The following is a 16,434-nucleotide window of genomic DNA, read 5'->3' as shown; positions in this document are numbered from 1 at the left end:
GGTGATCGACGGGCCCATGGCGCTCTGCTTCAGTTCGATCGGCCGCCTGGCTGAGAATGCCAGCCCCGGTGTGACCGATGCGGAGTGCGAGCTCCCGTCCGGAACGCCTCCGGTGCATGCCTTCACCGTTCGCATGAGCGACGAGGTCGAAGGCGATCGCCAGTTGAAGGTCACGGTGGCATTGGGCGGCCAGGTGCGCCTCTGCGATCCCGCCAAGACTCTTTCGGACAGCCATCCGGACGGTTGCCAGTCATGAACAAGAGAAAGCCGGGCCCTCTTCGCCGCCGTGCGCAAGCCGGCGTGGCGCTGCTCGAAATACTTGTTTCGGTGCTGTTGTTTTCGCTCGGCTTGCTGGGCCTCATCGGCCTGCAGGCGCGCGCCATCGGCTTTTCGAACGATGCCGAAGACCGCAACCGCGCGGCGTTGCTTGCCAACGAGGTCGCCGCCCAGATGGTGCTCCATGGATCGGCGACCCTTCCCGCCGAAAAGCTCGACCAATGGAAAGAGCGCGTGGCCGAGCCGACGACCGGCGGCCTGCCCGCCGGCGTCGGCGAGGTGGAGGTCGACGGCATTGCGGCCAACGTGACCATCAAATGGCGCGCGCCCTCGCACGACACCGACAGCCAACTCACGACGCGCATCGTCGTCCTGCCGCCATGAGCTACAAGCTGCACACTTTCGGGGCCCGGCACGCGCGCGGCCTGACGCTGGTCGAACTGCTGGTCGCCATGGCCATCGGGCTCGTGGTGACACTGGCCGTCACCAGCGCCGTTATCTTCGGCGAATCGACCAAGCGCACCACCACCGCGGTCAACGACATGGGGCAGACGGGCGCCTATGCGGCCCACGTGCTTGATCGCGCCCTGCGAAGCGCCGGCTCCGGCCTGACCCAGTCGTGGAACCTGGGCGTGTTCGGGTGCAAGGTACAGGCCAAGCGCAAGAACGCCGCAATCCTGCCGCGCACCACGGCGTTTCCGGCGCCGTTCGAGAAGTTCCTCGGCGGTGCGGCCGGCGCCGCCAACCTTCGCGTGTTGCCGGTGGTGATCGGCAAGGGCCAGTCGCCCGACGGCGTCTCGGACGTGCTGATGGTGATGGGCAGCGACGCGGCGGCGGGCGACGTGCCGCGTCAGATCATTTCTCTCGGTGCGAGCGCGGACATCCTGCGCCTCGACAACACGGTGCGCATCAAGGCACGAGACGTGGCGCTGGTCAGCAATCCCGACGTCGCCGACTGCCTGGTCGAGCAGGTCGACCCCGCCTTCGCCGATGCCGCGGCCAACGAACTGCTGACGCTGAAGGGCGACTACTACACAGCGGGCGCAGGAACCACCCTGTCCGACCTGGTGATCGGCGGCTCGGCGAATCTCACCATGCTGGGCAACATCGCGGACGCCGGCGGCAACATCCAGTTCACGCTGTTCGGGGTGAACAGCGACCGCACGCTGATGAGCCACGACCTGCTGCGGATCAACGGCAATGACGAGTCGCAGGCTCTCGCCGATGGCGTCATGGAGATGCACGCGATCTACGGCATCGACACGGACGAGAACGGAACGTTGGACGGCTGGGCCGCCCCCGATGCGACGGACTACGACCTGGCCGGCTTGATGGCCAATACGGGGAAGACGCCCGAAGACCTTGCCAAGGCGGCAAAGAAGATCGCGGCCGTGCGTGTTGCGGTGATCCTGCGCAGCAGCATTGCCGAGAAGGACGACGTCAGCTTCGGCATTCCCGAGATCTTTGCCGACACGGACGTGGCCCGCGACGCGGTCGCGTTTCCGGCCGGAGACGGCCGGCGCAAGTACCGGTACCGCGTCGTCGAATTCACCGTCCCGCTGCGCAACATGCTGCTGCTGTCCAGATCATGATCCTTCGTCCTTCCCGGCATCCCCACCGCGCAGAGCAACGCGGCGTCGTGCTCCTGTTGTGCCTGATCGTGCTGGTGGTGCTTCTCGCCGGCGGCGTGGCCGTGGTGCGATCGATGAACACCTCGCTGTCGAGCGCCGGCAACCTGGCGTTCAAGCGCGACCTGGTCAACCAGGGCGAACAGGCCGCGGCCAAGGTGCTGGCGCTGTTCGACAAAGACACCGGCGGTGCGCTCTCTGCCGACACGGCCAACCATGCCAGTGCGAAGGCGTTCAACTACAGCGCGAAGGAACTGCCGTCGAACGGGCGCGGCATCCCGACCGTGCTGCTCGGCAGCGACGATGCATTCAACGTGGTGGCGAGCACGGCGAACGACATCCAGGATGCCGCGCGCAAGGATCAGGTCCGCGTGCGCTACGTCATCGACCGCCTCTGCAACGACATCGGCGTGCCGGGCAAGGCCAACTGCGTGTATGCGCCCGCGAGCAACGATGTGCGCGGCGGCAGCGTGCAGGAGTCCGGGCGCCCGGCGCCACCCAAGGCCGTCGTCTACCGGCTGAGCATCCGGGTGGATGGCCCACGCGACACGCAGGTGTTCCTGCAGACCTCTTTCCGAAATCCCGAATGACGCATCGCGCACCTGCCATGAACTCATCGTCCACTCCTGTGCCTTGCCTGACCCGGGCCTTCGCCGCCGCTGCATGCCTGCTGGGCCTGGGCGGCGCCGTCCATGCAGCCAGCCTGGCGAACCAGCCGGTGTTCTCGACCTCGAACGTGCCCGGCAACCTGGCACTGGCACTGTCAGTGGAGTGGCCGACCGCCTCGCGCACGGCACACACGGCGAACTATTCCAGCGCCAGCACCTTCCTGGGCTATTTCGATCCCAACAAGTGCTACAGCTACGTCGCCGACACCACGCGCAACGAAACCAACACCGGCGACAAGAGCTACTTCAACCCGACGGGCGTCGCCACGGGGCGCAAGTGCAATGCGGTCACCGGCACCTGGAGCGGCAATTTCCTGAACTGGGCCGCGACCGCGACCATCGATCCGTTCCGATGGGCGATGACCGGCGGCCGACGCGTGGTGGACACGCCCAGCGAGACCATCCTCGAAAAAGGCTACCACTCGGGTCAGGGCCTCTTTCCCGACCGCACCTTGCCTGTGGCCGAGATCGCCGGCGCAACCCCCTTCATTTCCGCGACCAGCCTTTCCGTCGCAGTCAATGGCCTTGCCTATGCGATGCGCGTCACAACCACTGGCGGGGCGCTGAAGGGCGAGTACTACAAGAACGCCAACAAGGGCTTCTCCGGCAAGCCGACAGCAACTGTGGCCGAGGACACCGCCGACCACACGTGGGGCACGAAAGAGCCTGTATCCGACGTGGGCGCGAACAACTTCACGGCACGGTACACGGGCGCCTTCACCGCGCCGGTCGCCGGCACCTACACGTTCCGCGTCCGAGCGGACGATGGCGTGCGCCTGTGGATCTCGGACGTTCTCAAGATCGACAAGTGGATCGACCAGGGTGCGACCAGCTACGACACGACGGTGACCCTGACCGCGGGGCAGAGCTTCGACGTCAAGATCGAGTACTACGAGAACAGTGGCGATGCAACGCTGCAGTTCTGGTGGAAGAAGCCAGGCGACGATGCCTTCAGCATCTTCACCAGCAATGTCAGCGCGGCGGGTTCCAAGGATTACACGATGCGCAACCGGGTGTGCGTGCCGACCGCTCCGGGTGGCGTGGAAAGCAATTGCAAGCAGTACGCATCTGGCTGGAAGCCCGAGGGCCTGATCCAGCAGTACGCGCGAAGGATGCGCTTCAGCGCCTTCGGCTACCTCAACGAAACCGGCAACGGGCGCGATGGCGCCGTGTTGCGGGCGCGTCAGAAATTCGTCGGTCCGACGAAGCCGGAGCCTGGGGTTCCGGACGTCACCAACCTGCTGAGGGAGTGGGACGAGAACGGGGTCTTCGTCCCCAACCCTGATTCCGAGGACGCAAAGGCGAGTGGTGCCAACGGCGTCACAATCAGCGACAGCGGCGTGATCAACTACTTGAACAAGTTCGGCCAGCTGGTGCCGGGCAACTACAAGTCGAACGACCCGGTCAGCGAGCTTTATTACGCCGCGCTGCGCTACTACCGGAACCTGGGCAACGTGCCGGAGTGGAGCAACCTCAACACCACGGACAAAGCCACCACCGCCACGCGCCTCGACGGTTTTCCGGTCATCAAGAACTGGGACGATCCCATCCAGTATTCGTGCCAGCGGAATTTCGTGCTGGGCATCGGTGACATCTACACCCACGGCGACAAGAACGTGCCGGGCAACACGAACAAAGCCGACGAGCCTGATCTTCCAGCCAAGGTCAGGGACGACGCTTCCGTGAATGCAGTCACGGCGACCAACAAGGTGGGCCAATTGCAGGGCATGGGCGACAACCTCGGTACGCGAACGAACATCTCGAACAATTGCTGCAGCAACAATTCGGCGCGCATGGCCGGACTTGCGTATGACGCCAACGCCAAGGACATCCGCCCGGACGTGGCCGACCAGCCCAACACCATCGGCAAGCAGACGGTCCAGACCTACTGGGTCGACGTGCTCGAGCAGGCATTCCAGGCCAACAACCAGTTCTATCTGGCCGCCAAGTTCGGCGGTCTCAAGATCCCCTCCGACCTGAAGGATTTCGATCCCTACACCTTCACGGGCCCCATCCCGCAGGCTTGGTGGGCGACCAGCACCGACATGCTCACCGATACGCGCAGCACGGGCACGACCCAGCCCCGCCCGGACAACTACTTCACGGCCGGGCGGCCCGACGCCATGGTGGACGGCCTGACCCGCGCCTTCGCCAGCATCGCCAATGCCATCAAGTCCTTCACCACCTCGTTCTCGTTGTCGAGCGCGCAGATCTCATCGTCGGGCGCTGCGTCCTATGCGGCCCAATACGACTCCAACGGATGGACTGGCGTCGTGAGCGGCAGCCTGCTCACCTTTCCGAAGGACGTTCCGACCACCGATGAGCGCTGGAATACCGCGAGCACGTTGCAGGTCCAGTTGGCCGGCACCGGCTGGGACACCGCGCGCCAGGTGGTGACGTGGAACGGCACGGCCGGCGTGCCGTTCCGCGCCGGCAACCTCACGTCGGCACAGCTGTCCGCGCTCGACACGCCCTGGGCGACCGGGAACGACAGCACGGACTTCCTCAACTACCTGCGCGGAGACCGCAGCAAGGAACGAACCGCGACCGACGACAGCAAGCCCTACCGCCGTCGCACGCTGCTGCTCGGCGACGTCGTGAACGCCAAAGTCACGCCCGTCGGCCCACCTGCAGCCCCACTCTCGAACACCGTGAATCCAGGATACGCCGCGTTCAAGAGAACCTACGTGAACCGGCCGACCATGGTCTACGTGGGTGCCAACGACGGCATGCTGCACGCTTTCAACGGTGCCCTCGAAGGCACGAACGCCGGCAAGGAACAGTTCGCCTACGTGCCCAGCCCCCTGTTCTCAGGCCCCAGCAACCCGGCCACGCCGACGATCGACGGACTGCGCCAGCTCGGCAATCCCGAATACGATCACCGCTATTACGTCGATGCAACGCCCAGGGCCTTCGACCTCGACTTCAACAGCGCCGGCGGCACCTTTACGACCGCGGCAAGCGGCAGCGGCGCCAACTGGCGTACGCTGCTGATCGGCGGCCTTGGCAAAGGCGGCAAGGGCTTCTACGCCATCGACATCACCGACCCCGCCAACATGCTGACCGAGGACACCGTCAAGACGAAGGTGCTCTGGGAGTTCACCGCGGCCACGGCCGGCGTCGGCAACACGCTGGGCTTCAGCTTCGGTACGCCGGTCGTGCTGAAGACGAAGAAGTACGGCTGGGTGGTGGTGCTGACCTCGGGCTACAACAACGGCGACGGCTTCGGCTACGTCTACTTCGTGAACCCGAGGAACGGGGCGTTGCTCGAGAAAGTGCAAACCGGCAATGCGTCGGACGGTCTCGCGCAGGCGACCGCCTATATCACCGACTTCACCGATGGCACCGCCGATGCCATCTATGCCGGCGACCTGAACGGGCAACTCTGGCGGTTCGACGTGACAGCCGCCAAGGGCAGTTCGGGCTCCTACCCGTCGCCGCTGAAGCTCGCGACGCTAACGGATGCGACCACCAACGGCAATGCGCAACCGATCACGACCCAACCATTGGTCGAAATCGATCCTAAGTCGAAGAAGCGCTACGTCCTGTTCGGAACCGGCCGGTTGCTCGACACTGTGGACATCAGCTCGACGGCCATGCAGAGCTTCTATGCGATCGTGGACGGCAATGCGGCGAGCTTCGCTTCCGCCGGCACCTTCCCGATCACGCGAAGCATGCTGACGCAGCTCACCGAAGACCACCTCACCGAGAAGACCGAGGTCACTTTCGGCGACACGCGCGGCTGGTTCCATGATTTCGTCGACGAGTCCACGACCATTGCGTGGCGCATGGTACTGAACCCGACTTCGTTCAACGGCGTGGTGCTGTTTTCGAGCCTGCTCACGACGGGAAATGCATGCAGCCCGTCGGGTCAAAGTCGCATCTACGCAGTGAACTTCGGCTCGGGAACCACAGCGCTAGTCAACGGAGCGGCGTATTACAGCCATGGCTCCGCGATCATCGATCTGCAGATCTATAACGAGGGCGGCGAGACCCGTGGTATGGGCGGCGATGTAGAGGAGAAAAAGCCCCAGCCTCCGATCGATTTCGGCAAGGGGTCTGCGCTGCGTTTGTTGAATTGGCGGGAAGTGACGACTGTGGAGTAGGAAGCTGCAGCAAATTTGCGCGGATACGGATCTGCAGGAGAGCTACATATAAAAGCCGCCTTGCAGGCGGCTTTTGAGAAGAAGCTAAAGGTCATCAAAGGCCAGCAGAGCAGCCAGAGGGACGGTATTTTGCCAAGACGCTGGTCGTGCAAGACCATGAACCGTTCGCATCACGAGTCCAACGGAGCTGGTTTGAATTGGCCGCTGCTAGAGCCGCTGCTGCGTTGTTGCCAAACGTGGCGGTAATCGTTGTCGCGGCGACGAGCGGATTGGTGACCTGCGGGACACCTGTACCAGTCGCAATGGCATTCCCTTGAGTGGTGCCCGTTACCAAGTTGGAACCAGTCGCTTGCGGGTCGCATTCTCCGGCAGCGATCCCCACGGCAGTCTTCCCTTCAAGGATGCAGGCTTCGATAGCGGTCTTCATTGCACCTGCCTCTGCCATCACGCGAGAGACTTGCGATTTCGCCACGTAGGTCTGGTATTGAGGAATTGCAATAGCCGCCAAAATCCCGATGATCGCCACCATGATCATCAATTCAATAAGGGTAAAACCCTTCTGCACATGACGTGCAATAGAAAGACGCTTCATTTATCACTCCCGATTGGTTTGCTAACCACCCCGGCAACGCGCCGAAGCTGCGATGCATTCCGCAGCATCTGTGACCCGCAACGCGGAGCGCTTTGCAAACAAACCAAGTGATAAATTTCCGATCCTTTACAAATAGCGACAACTTTGTTCAGCGCCAGCGACAAAGATGTCGCTCAAGCGGGCCTCGCCTCAAAGACTCAATACCCCACTCGCCTTCAACCACCGAATATCCCGCTGCCCCAGCCCTGCGAGCTGCCCGTTCAGCACCTGGATCTGGCTCATAATTTCTTCGGTCTCCGCCGGCTTGGTGTGGGTGATGTAGATCGGGTAGTGCTTGCCCGGATCGATGTGGGCCAGTTCTTCGGCGAGTGCCAGGGGCGACAGGTGCAGGCTGCGCTCAGCAAGCGCCTTTTCGCGGTTGCTGAAGGCGGTTTCGATCACGAGCACGGCCACGTCGAGCGCATTGACGCGGTCCCAGAACGGCGGGTTGCGTTCGGTGTCGCCCGAAAAGACCCAATGAGCGCCGCCACCGGCGTGGCAGACGGCGAAGCCGCAGGCCGGCACGGTGTGCACGGCCGGCAGCACCTCGACATGCTTGGCGATGGCGCTGCCGACGGTCAGGCTCTGCCCGACGGCGATCTCGTGAAAACTGACGAAGGGCGCAGTAGTGCTCGGGATGCGCTCGAAATCGGGCCAGATGACGTTGTTGAACACATGGGCGCGAAGCGCCGCGATGGTGGCCGGCAGCGCATGCACGCACAGCGGCCGGTTGCGGCGTCCGCCGACGGCATCGAGCAGCAACGGCAGCGCGGCGATATGGTCGAGGTGGCAATGGGTGAGCACCACGTCGTCGATGCGCGCCATTTCGTCGAGCGTGAGGTCGCCGACGCCTGTGCCGGCATCGACGAGCAAGTCGGTGTCGACCAGGAACGAGGTGGTGCGACAGTCTTTGGCAATGGCACCAGAGCAACCCAGCACGCGAACCTGCATTGTGGAAGACCCCCTGCTTCAGTGCGTGGTCATTTGCTTTCGAACCGGGTTGCACCATCCCACTCAGGGTCCTGGGGCCGCAACGCCATCGAGGCTAAACGCTGGGCGTAGAGCTGGTAAAGGACTTTTTTCGCATCCTCGGCGAGCAAAGGGTCGAGCAGGTTTCGGCCGGTCGCCCAGTCCTGGCTGCGGTAGGCGGCGAGCACCCCGGCCCAGCGCTGCAGCGTCTCGGATTGCATGCGGTCACTGCTCGATTCCTGCCCGGGCTCCAGCGCCAATGGCGCGAACACCGACACCGGCTGCGCCCTGCCCCGGACGAGAACGCTGTCGAGTTCTTGCCAGACGAATCCGGGTGCCAGTTCACGCGTGGCACCGCTCGCGACGATCTCCACGCCGTAGTAAGCGCTCAGTCCTTCGAGGCGCGAAGCCAGGTTGACGGCGTCGCCCACCACGGTGTAGCTGCGGCGCGCCGCCGAACCCATGTCGCCCACGCTCATCACGCCGCTGTTGATGCCGATGCCCACGCTGATCTCGGGCCGCCCGTCGGCCAGATGGCTCCTGTTGAGTTCGCGCACGGCCTGCGCCATGTCGAGCGCGGCGCGCACGGCCAGGGTGGCATGGTCCGCCGTCTCGATGGGTGCGCCCCAGAAGGCCATGACGCAGTCACCCATGTATTTGTCAACGGTGCCGCGGTGGGTGCTGATGATGCTGGCAAGCCGGCTGAAATGCTTGTTGAGGAAGGCCTGCACGTCGGCCGGCGGCATGTGCTCCGAGATGCGTGTGAATTCGCGCATGTCGCAGAACATCACGGTCATGTGCCTGCTTTGGGCGCGCATGCTGTAGCGCCCCGGCTGGACCAGCATCTCGTCGACCAGCTGCGGCGGCACGTAGGTGCCGAACAGCCGGACCAGACCGCGCCGCGCGCGGGCCTCGACGAAATAGCCCCACCCCATGTTGAGGACGAAGGCTGACGTCGCCATGACCAGCATCGAGGCCAACGGCAGCACAAGGCCGAAGCCGAGGTAGAGCCAGTTGTTGGCCCCCACGAGGACGGCGATGGTGCCGATACCGAGCAGCACGGCCCGCGGCGCCTGGAGCAGCGTGAGGCCCAGCGCGAGGATGAGTCCCGCGGCGATGATGTTGAGCACCTCGTAGCCTGTGGCGTAGTCGGGCACGGTGAGCAGGCGGCGGTCGAGCATGGCCGAGACGAGGTTGGCATGCACCTCGACGCCCGGGAATGCCGAACTCACGGGCGTGGCCCGCAGATCCTGCAGGCCAGGCGCCGTGGCCCCCACGAGCACGATGCGCCCCTGCAGTTCGCCGGGGGCGAGTTGTCCTTCCAGCACAGCGGCGGCTGGCACATAGCGGAATGATCCGCCCTGCGCGCCGCCGAGGCCCCGGTAGGGAACCTGCATACGAGCGGCGTCGTCCACGGGCACGCGCAGGTCGCCGACGATCAGCGAATGGAGCCGCGACTCACCGGCCCCATCCACAAAGGCCGGCAGCACGGCCGGCGATCCGCTGGCGAGCCGGTAGACCGAGAGCCCGAAGGACTCGTAGTAGCCCGGCTGCCCGTGCTTTCCCCGGTAGCGGGCGATGAGCGGAACGGAACGAATGACGCCGTCGCTGGCCGCGTGATGGAGCGTGTTGAGAAAACCCGAGGCCGGGGCGGCGGCTGCCAACACGGGCAGGCTCGCGCCAAAGCCGTTCCAGCCGGTGGCGTAGCCGCTGCCGGGCGGGAACGCGCCGGCCTCGAGCAGCGGGGCCGCCGGCAAAGCCCCCTTCGCGGTCGGTGTTTCGGTGCGCGTGAAGTAGTAGCCGAGCGCCACGGGTTGGCCTTCGAGCGCCCTGGCGAAGACAAGGTCGTTGTCGAGCACGGGCGCGAGCCGCTCCACTTCGGCGCCGAGGGCTGGCACGTCCCGCAGCGGACCGCGGGCGATCTGGCGAAGCTGGTCCAGGCCAGAACTGCGGTCCGGCTCGATGAACATCACGTCGAATCCCACCACGGCGGCCTGCTGCCGCTGCATGAGTTCGGTGGTGAGCCGGGCGAGCGTGTCGCGCCCCCAGGGCCATTGGCCCTGCCGTGCAAGGCTGTCGTCGTCGACGTCCACGATCACGATACGCGGATCGAAGGTGCGCGGCATCGTGGCGCGCAGGCGGGTGTCGTAGATCAGACGGTCGAGGCGGTCGAGCGCGTTCAGGTGCCATGCGCCCATGGCATGGGTCAGCGCCACCAGCACGGGCAGCAGCGTGATGGCAATGCGCGGCCAGTGTCGCCCCAGCGCTTTCATCGCGTCAGACGCTCGCGAGGGCGTGCAGCAAGGCGAGGCCCGTCAGACCCGCACGAATTCCATGCGTGTCTCGCCGCTGAGCTCGAGCACGTCGCGCTCCTGCAGCGCCACGGCTTCGGTGCCAAGCGGCGCGCCGTTGAGCGTGACGGCGCCCATGACGCTGGCGGCCACATAGCCCTGCCGGCGGCGCGTGACCACCGCCACGGCCACGCCCGGCCGGCCGATGGTGGTGACCACCTTCTGCAGCGGGAGCTCCTGGCCGGGCTCGCTGCCCGAGAGCACGCGCAGCACTGGCGTGCCGAAAACGACCAAGGCACCGGCCTCCGTGGGCGCCGACGACAGCGAGATGGGCTCGGGGAAGCCGCTGCTGACGGACGCTTCGAGCGCTGCCCCTGCGTTTGCCGCCGGGTTGTTGCGCGCGCGGAAATGGATCCGGCAGCCACCGATGTCGATGACGTCGTTCTCCCGAAGCACCTGCTTCTGGACCACGTGTCCGTTGATATAGGTGCCGTTGGTGCTGTTGAGGTCTTCAATTTCGACTTCGCCGCCGCGCGTCATGTGGAGCAGCGCATGCTCGCCGCTGACAGCGGGATTGTCGATCACGATGTCGTTGTAGGCGCGCCGTCCGAGCGTGGTCCGATCCTTGGCGAGCGCCAATTGCCCGACGACCTCACCTTCGATCGCAATGATCATTTTCGGCATGGCCGAGTCCCCGATTGCATGATTTCCTGTGTCGACCGCAGGCCGGGGCGACGCGCCGTCGCCAAGCCTGCAACTATGCGGCTTCCGGCGCGTCGTTTTCTGTGCGCGCCCTGGCCAGGACAACAGCGATGTTGTCGCGGCCGCCATTGTCGTTTGCAACTGCAATCAAAAGCGAGGCCTTCTGCTGCAGCCCGATGTCCTGGGTCAAAAGCGTGAAAAGCTGCGCATCCGGAATCATCTCGCTGAGCCCGTCGGAGCAAAGCAGGTAGAGATCGTCGGGCCGGGCCGTGTGCTCGTGGGTCTCGAGCACCACCTGTGGCTCGACGCCGACGGCGCGCGTGACCAAGTTTCGGTGCGGGGAAACCAGGGCTTCCTCGGCGGTGATCGCCCCGGCGTCGAGCTGCTGCTGCCGCAGCGAATGGTCGCGCGTGAGCTGCTCGAGCTTGTCGTTGCGCAGCCGGTAGCAGCGTGAATCGCCGATGTGGCCGACCAGCACGCGCTGCGGCCTGAACGCCGCCAGCACGAGTGTCGTGCCCATGCCCTGGAGATCGGCATTGCGCATGCCGGCGCCGAGGATCGCGGCATTCGCCTTGTCGGTGGCCGCCTGCAGCGCGCGGCGCACCACGCGGGCGGGCGCCTGCAACCCGCCTTGCGCGAACCAGCGCGCAAAGCTGGCCTGCACCAGCGACACGGCCATGGCGCTGGCGACCTCGCCGCCCTTGTAGCCGCCCATGCCATCGGCCAGCACCGCCAGGCCGAGCGCCGGGTCGACCAGCAGGTCGTCCTCGTTGTGGGTGCGCGCGAGGCCGACATCGGTCAGCGCCGCGAACTCCCAGTGAAGCGGGGGGCGTGCGGTAAAGAAGGACGCGCCGACAGTCGCCATCTTGGTTCAGGCGCGCCGCAGCATGACGATGATCGAAAAGTGTTCCATGGGCCTGATCATGAGCGTACTGCCTTGCGCGATGGCCCCGCAGCGAAAAAAGCGCCCGCAGGTCATGCGGGCGCTTTTCTTTTGGCGTGGTTGCGCGAGGACGCGAAAGCTTAGATCTTCGCCTTGAGCAGCTTGGCCAGTTCCGAGAAGTTGCGGGTCACGGTGAAGCCGCACTCTTCCATGATGGCCAGCTTGGCTTCGGCCGTGTCGGCGCCGCCCGAGATCAGCGCGCCGGCGTGGCCCATGCGCTTGCCCGGAGGCGCCGTGACGCCGGCGATGAAGCCGACGACCGGCTTCTTCATGTTGTCCTTGCACCAGCGGGCGGCGTCGGCTTCGTCGGGGCCGCCGATCTCGCCGATCATGATGACGGCGTCGGTATCGGGATCGTCGTTGAAGGCCTGCATCACGTCGATGTGCTTCAGGCCATTGATCGGGTCGCCGCCGATACCGACTGCCGAGGATTGGCCGAGGCCGATTTCGGTGAGCTGTGCCACGGCTTCGTACGTGAGCGTGCCCGAACGCGAGACCACGCCGATGCGTCCCTTGCGGTGGATGTGGCCGGGCATGATGCCGATCTTGATTTCGTCGGGCGTGATGAGGCCGGGGCAGTTCGGGCCGAGCAGCAGCGTCTTCTTGCCGCCGGCGGCTTCCTTGGCCTTCATCCTGTTGCGCACTTCGAGCATGTCGCGAACCGGAATGCCTTCGGTGATGCAGATCGCCATGTCGAGGTCGGCCTCGACGGCTTCCCAGATGGCGGCGGCTGCGCCTGCCGGCGGCACGTAGATCACCGACACGGTGGCGCCGGTCTGCTGGGCGGCTTCCTTCACCGAACCGAAGATCGGGATGTTGAAGATCGACTCGCCGGCCTTCTTGGGGTTCACACCGGCCACGAAGGCGTTCTTGCCGTTCGCGTATTCCTGGCACTTCTCGGTGTGGAACTGGCCGGTCTTGCCGGTGATGCCTTGCGTGATGACTTTGGTGTCTTTGTTGATGTAGATCGACATGACTTGTTCCTTAGGCCTTCTTGACCGCTGCGACAACCTTCTGGGCCGCGTCCGCCATGGTGTCGGCGCTGATGATCGGCAGGCCCGAATCGGCCAGCAGCTTCTTGCCTTCGGCTTCGTTCGTGCCCTTCATGCGCACGACCAGCGGCACTTGCAGGTTCACGGCCTTGCAGGCTGCGATCACGCCGGTGGCGATGGTGTCGCACTTCATGATGCCGCCGAAGATGTTGACGAGGATGGCCTCGACGTTCTTGTTCTTCAGCATGATCTTGAAGGCTTCGGTGACCTTCTCGGGGGTGGCGCCGCCGCCCACGTCCAGGAAGTTGGCCGGCTCGCCGCCGAACAGCTTGATGGTGTCCATGGTGGCCATGGCCAGGCCCGCGCCGTTCACCAGGCAGCCGATGTTGCCGTCGAGGCTGATGTAGGCCAGGTCGAACTTCGAGGCCTCGACTTCGGCCGGGTCTTCTTCGTCGAGGTCGCGCAGAGCGACGATCTCGGGGTGGCGGAACAGCGCGTTGCTGTCGAAGTTGAACTTGGCGTCCAGCGCCATGACCTTGCCCTTGCTGTCACGGTTGAGCGGGTTGATCTCGACCAGCGAGGCGTCCGTCTCCATGTAGCAGGCGTAGAGCTTCTTCAGGATGTCGACCGTCTGCGCGGTCGAATCGGCCGGCATGCCGATGCCGTCGGCGATTTCCTTGGCTTGCGCGTCGGTCAGGCCTTCCTTGGGGTCGGCATACACCGTGATGATCTTCTCGGGGGTGGAGTGGGCCACTTCCTCGATGTCCATGCCGCCTTCGCTCGAGGCGATGAACGCGACCTTCTGCGTCGCGCGGTCGGTCACGGCCGAGACGTAGTATTCCTTGTGGATGTCGGCGCCGTCTTCGATGTAGAGGCGGCGCACCTTCTGGCCTTCGGGGCCGGTCTGGTGCGTCTTGAGCTGCATGCCGAGGATCTCACCGGCCAGCTTCTTGACGTCGTCGATCGACTTGGCCACCTTGACGCCGCCGCCCTTGCCGCGGCCGCCCGCGTGGATCTGGGCCTTGACGACCCACACCGGGCCCCCAAGCTTCTGGGCGGCCTCGACCGCCTCCTGAACCGTATAGGCCGGAATGCCGCGCGGCACCGGCACGCCGAACTTGGCAAGAATTTCCTTGCCTTGGTACTCGTGGATCTTCATGAGGGATGTCTCTCGGAAGGAGGGGGTTGAGAACGGGAGATCTGGCGTCTGAAGCTGTTTCTGCTCTGTTGCTCGCGGGCGACGGCAGCCTGGCGGCTGGGGGCGGCGAACAACCGCGGACTGTATCATGGTGCGCCGCACCAATACTCGACGCGCGGTTGCGGTCAATACGTACACATCGGGCACCCCATCATGGCCAAGGTTTTCATCGACGGCGAAGCCGGTACCACCGGCTTGCAAATTCGCGAGCGGCTCCAGACGATGCCGCAGATCGAACTCGTGAGCATTGCGCCCGAGCTGCGAAAAGACGTCAACGCCAAGCGCGAGCTCATGGCCGGTGTCGATCTCGTGGTGCTGTGCCTGCACGACGATGCGGCCCGCGAGTCGGTCGCGCTGATCGACCAGCTGCCCGGCAAGAAGCCCAAGATCATCGACGCCTCCACCGCGCACCGGGTGGCGCCCGGCTGGGTGTTCGGCTTCCCCGAACTCGTCGCCGGCCATTGGCAGGCCGTGGCCGCGGCCGACCGCGTCGGCAATCCTGGCTGCTACGCCACCGGTGCCATCGCGATCGTGCGTCCGCTGGTCGACGCGGGCCTGCTGCCAGCCGACTTCCCGATCTCGCTGCCCTCGGTCAGCGGCTATTCGGGCGGCGGCCGCACCATGATCGAGGCCTACGAAAAAGGCGAGGCGGCGCTGTTCGAGACCTACGCGCTCGGCCTCAAGCACAAGCACATCCCCGAGATCATGACGTACACCGGCCTCACCCGCCGCCCCGTCTTCATCCCCTCGGTCGGCAACTTCAAGCAAGGCATGCTCGTGCAGCTGCCGCTGCACCTCGACCTGCTGCCCGGCAAGCCCAAGGCCGGCGACCTGCACGAGGCCCTGGCCGCGCACTACGCAAAGAGCAACACGCCCGAGCAGTTCGTCAAGGTGCTGCCGCCCACCGAGGACGGCAAGCTCGACGCGCTGGCGCTCAACGACACCAATCAGCTCGAGCTGCGCGTGTTCCCGAACGAAGATCACCACCACGCCGTGGTGATCGCGCGGCTCGACAACCTCGGCAAGGGCGCGAGCGGCGCCGCGGTGCAGAACCTCAAGCTGATGCTGGCGCTCTGAGCGCCGCTCAGACGCCCAACAGCGAACCGCGCGTCAGGCCGCTTCGAGCAGCTGGCGCAGCGACTGCAGGTCGCGCGCGATCCAGTCGGCGTCGCGCTCGAACGCGGCATCGTCCATGTGCGGCTGCCGCAGCAGCGTGAACTGCAGCTCGCACACGCCCGGCGCCACGCCGATCACGCGAAACGGCAGGTAGGCCTCGGGCACGCCTTCGGGCGCCACCCAATGGTCGAGCACGCCGAAGTCGTTGGCGGGCGCAAAGCGCATGCGGACCTCGCCGCTTTCTGGCGTGCTCACCGTCCAGTGATCGCCCTGCGGCACCAGCGCGCTTTGGGCCAGGCCGCTGGCCCAGTCGGGCAGCCGCGCCGGATCGGCGGCGAGTGCATAGGCGCGGCGCCAGTCGCAGGTCACGCGCTGCGTGACGACGCGCGATGGCGCGCCGTGGGTTTCGTCATTCGTCGTCTGTGGGTTCATCGAAATCGCTCCTGAGGACCTTGGCCACCACCGCACCCGAGAAACCGCGCGCGAGCAGGAACCGCGTTTGCTTCGCCCGCTCCTTCGCATCGGCAGGCGGCGCATCGAAACGGCGGCGCCACAGCGCGGTGGCGCGTTCGACTTCGGTGTCCTGCAAGCTTGCCACCGCCTGGGCGATGGCTTCGGGCGCGATGCCCTTGGCTTGCAGCTCCTGCCGCACCTTCAATGCGCCCGAGCGCGCGGCACGCTGGTGCAGCACCGAAGCCACCACCCGCGGCTCGCTGATGAAGTCCTTGGCGGCGAGTTCATCGAGCGCGCGGGCCAGCGTGCCGGGCTCTTCCTCGTGCTTTGCCAGCTTGCGTTCGAGTTCCGCGCGCGAATGCTCGCGCTGGCTCAGGAGCCGCAGCGCCCGGCCTTTGAGGGAAGGAGCACCGAAAGCCATGCGTCTCTTTCGCGTGCACGGCCTGCAACGGCGGTGCACC

15 protein-coding genes are annotated in these 16,434 nt (G+C 65.4%); 6 read left to right on the top strand and 9 right to left on the bottom strand.

The features are described 5' to 3' along the window. Position 1: 1 nt before the first annotated feature. The 5 genes from AC3A6R_RS13180 to AC3A6R_RS13160 are packed head-to-tail and all read left to right on the top strand — an operon-like array spanning position 2 to position 6,678. The gene (locus AC3A6R_RS13180; RefSeq protein WP_487864541.1) at positions 2-256 is read left to right on the top strand and encodes a hypothetical protein; all 255 of its coding nucleotides are present in this window, start codon (positions 2-4) and stop codon (positions 254-256) included. Next, the gene (locus AC3A6R_RS13175; RefSeq protein ID WP_487864540.1) at positions 253-660 is read left to right on the top strand and encodes a type IV pilus modification PilV family protein; all 408 of its coding nucleotides are present in this window, start codon (positions 253-255) and stop codon (positions 658-660) included. The genes AC3A6R_RS13180 and AC3A6R_RS13175 overlap by 4 nt, the downstream gene beginning before the upstream one ends. Next, the gene (locus tag AC3A6R_RS13170) at positions 657-1,868 is read left to right on the top strand and encodes a PilW family protein (RefSeq protein ID WP_487864539.1); all 1,212 of its coding nucleotides are present in this window, start codon (positions 657-659) and stop codon (positions 1,866-1,868) included. The genes AC3A6R_RS13175 and AC3A6R_RS13170 overlap by 4 nt, the downstream gene beginning before the upstream one ends. After that, positions 1,865-2,494 (top strand): pilus assembly PilX family protein, encoded by a 630-nt coding sequence (locus AC3A6R_RS13165; RefSeq protein WP_487864538.1) that lies wholly within the window; start codon positions 1,865-1,867, stop codon positions 2,492-2,494. Before AC3A6R_RS13170 ends, AC3A6R_RS13165 begins: the two co-directional genes overlap by 4 nt. Before the next feature lie 17 nt (positions 2,495-2,511). Continuing rightward, complete coding sequence (locus AC3A6R_RS13160) at positions 2,512-6,678, top strand: PilC/PilY family type IV pilus protein (protein ID WP_487864537.1); 4,167 nt, start codon at positions 2,512-2,514, stop codon at positions 6,676-6,678. A 94-nt stretch (positions 6,679-6,772) separates the two neighbouring features. On the opposite strand, the gene AC3A6R_RS13155 is transcribed toward AC3A6R_RS13160, so the two are convergent. The 7 genes from AC3A6R_RS13155 to sucC all read right to left on the bottom strand — a co-directional run bounded on the left by AC3A6R_RS13155 (position 6,773) and on the right by sucC (position 14,365). Next, positions 6,773-7,270, bottom strand: a complete 498-nt coding sequence (locus tag AC3A6R_RS13155) for a pilin (RefSeq protein WP_487864536.1) — start codon at positions 7,268-7,270, stop codon at positions 6,773-6,775. A 189-nt stretch (positions 7,271-7,459) separates the two neighbouring features. Then, a complete protein-coding gene (locus AC3A6R_RS13150) occupies positions 7,460-8,260 on the bottom strand; it encodes a 3',5'-cyclic-nucleotide phosphodiesterase (protein WP_487864535.1) in 801 nt (266 codons plus the stop codon). 29 nt (positions 8,261-8,289) lie between these two features. Further along, positions 8,290-10,551 carry a CHASE2 domain-containing protein gene (locus AC3A6R_RS13145; RefSeq protein WP_487864534.1) on the bottom strand — a complete coding sequence of 754 codons (2,262 nt, stop codon included), beginning with the start codon at positions 10,549-10,551 and terminating at the stop codon, positions 8,290-8,292. Between the two features lie 42 nt (positions 10,552-10,593). Beyond that, complete coding sequence (locus AC3A6R_RS13140; protein WP_487864533.1) at positions 10,594-11,253, bottom strand: FHA domain-containing protein; 660 nt, start codon at positions 11,251-11,253, stop codon at positions 10,594-10,596. A gap of 73 nt (positions 11,254-11,326) precedes the next feature. Further along, entirely contained in the window at positions 11,327-12,136 is an 810-nt protein-coding gene (locus tag AC3A6R_RS13135) for a Stp1/IreP family PP2C-type Ser/Thr phosphatase (protein WP_487864532.1), read from the bottom strand. A gap of 158 nt (positions 12,137-12,294) precedes the next feature. Further along, the gene (sucD, locus tag AC3A6R_RS13130) at positions 12,295-13,188 is read right to left on the bottom strand and encodes a succinate--CoA ligase subunit alpha (RefSeq protein WP_487860833.1); all 894 of its coding nucleotides are present in this window, start codon (positions 13,186-13,188) and stop codon (positions 12,295-12,297) included. A gap of 10 nt (positions 13,189-13,198) precedes the next feature. Beyond that, positions 13,199-14,365 (bottom strand): ADP-forming succinate--CoA ligase subunit beta, encoded by a 1,167-nt coding sequence (gene sucC, locus AC3A6R_RS13125; RefSeq protein WP_487864531.1) that lies wholly within the window; start codon positions 14,363-14,365, stop codon positions 13,199-13,201. Positions 14,366-14,557: 192 nt separating this feature from the next. On the opposite strand from sucC, the gene argC reads away from it, so the two are divergent. Beyond that, complete coding sequence (argC, locus tag AC3A6R_RS13120) at positions 14,558-15,481, top strand: N-acetyl-gamma-glutamyl-phosphate reductase (RefSeq protein WP_487864530.1); 924 nt, start codon at positions 14,558-14,560, stop codon at positions 15,479-15,481. Between the two features lie 33 nt (positions 15,482-15,514). Here the strand turns inward: argC and AC3A6R_RS13115 are convergent, their stop codons facing one another. Together AC3A6R_RS13115 and recX are read right to left on the bottom strand one after the other, a co-directional pair. Further along, the gene (locus tag AC3A6R_RS13115) at positions 15,515-15,952 is read right to left on the bottom strand and encodes an SRPBCC family protein (protein ID WP_487864529.1); all 438 of its coding nucleotides are present in this window, start codon (positions 15,950-15,952) and stop codon (positions 15,515-15,517) included. Next, positions 15,930-16,394 carry a recombination regulator RecX gene (gene recX / locus AC3A6R_RS13110; protein WP_487860829.1) on the bottom strand — a complete coding sequence of 155 codons (465 nt, stop codon included), beginning with the start codon at positions 16,392-16,394 and terminating at the stop codon, positions 15,930-15,932. The genes AC3A6R_RS13115 and recX overlap by 23 nt, the downstream gene beginning before the upstream one ends. Positions 16,395-16,434 lie beyond the last annotated feature (40 nt).

The sequence above is a fragment of the Variovorax sp. Soil_C_19 genome (assembly GCF_057657255.1).
This window is presented reverse-complemented; position numbering and strand designations above follow the sequence as displayed.

Excerpts from the sequence above, each read along its gene's own strand:
- AC3A6R_RS13175 (WP_487864540.1), top strand. The coding sequence starts at position 253 with ATGAACAAGAGAAAGCCGGGCCCTCTTCGCCGCCGTGCGCAAGCCGGC.
- AC3A6R_RS13170 (WP_487864539.1), top strand. The coding sequence starts at position 657 with ATGAGCTACAAGCTGCACACTTTCGGGGCCCGGCACGCGCGCGGCCTG.
- AC3A6R_RS13165 (WP_487864538.1), top strand. The coding sequence starts at position 1,865 with ATGATCCTTCGTCCTTCCCGGCATCCCCACCGCGCAGAGCAACGCGGC.
- AC3A6R_RS13160 (WP_487864537.1), top strand. The coding sequence starts at position 2,512 with ATGAACTCATCGTCCACTCCTGTGCCTTGCCTGACCCGGGCCTTCGCC.
- AC3A6R_RS13155 (WP_487864536.1), bottom strand. The coding sequence starts at position 7,270 with ATGAAGCGTCTTTCTATTGCACGTCATGTGCAGAAGGGTTTTACCCTT.
- AC3A6R_RS13150 (WP_487864535.1), bottom strand. The coding sequence starts at position 8,260 with ATGCAGGTTCGCGTGCTGGGTTGCTCTGGTGCCATTGCCAAAGACTGT.
- AC3A6R_RS13145 (WP_487864534.1), bottom strand. The coding sequence starts at position 10,551 with ATGAAAGCGCTGGGGCGACACTGGCCGCGCATTGCCATCACGCTGCTG.
- AC3A6R_RS13140 (WP_487864533.1), bottom strand. The coding sequence starts at position 11,253 with ATGCCGAAAATGATCATTGCGATCGAAGGTGAGGTCGTCGGGCAATTG.
- AC3A6R_RS13135 (WP_487864532.1), bottom strand. The coding sequence starts at position 12,136 with ATGGCGACTGTCGGCGCGTCCTTCTTTACCGCACGCCCCCCGCTTCAC.
- sucD (WP_487860833.1), bottom strand. The coding sequence starts at position 13,188 with ATGTCGATCTACATCAACAAAGACACCAAAGTCATCACGCAAGGCATC.
- sucC (WP_487864531.1), bottom strand. The coding sequence starts at position 14,365 with ATGAAGATCCACGAGTACCAAGGCAAGGAAATTCTTGCCAAGTTCGGC.
- argC (WP_487864530.1), top strand. The coding sequence starts at position 14,558 with ATGGCCAAGGTTTTCATCGACGGCGAAGCCGGTACCACCGGCTTGCAA.
- AC3A6R_RS13115 (WP_487864529.1), bottom strand. The coding sequence starts at position 15,952 with ATGAACCCACAGACGACGAATGACGAAACCCACGGCGCGCCATCGCGC.
- recX (WP_487860829.1), bottom strand. The coding sequence starts at position 16,394 with ATGGCTTTCGGTGCTCCTTCCCTCAAAGGCCGGGCGCTGCGGCTCCTG.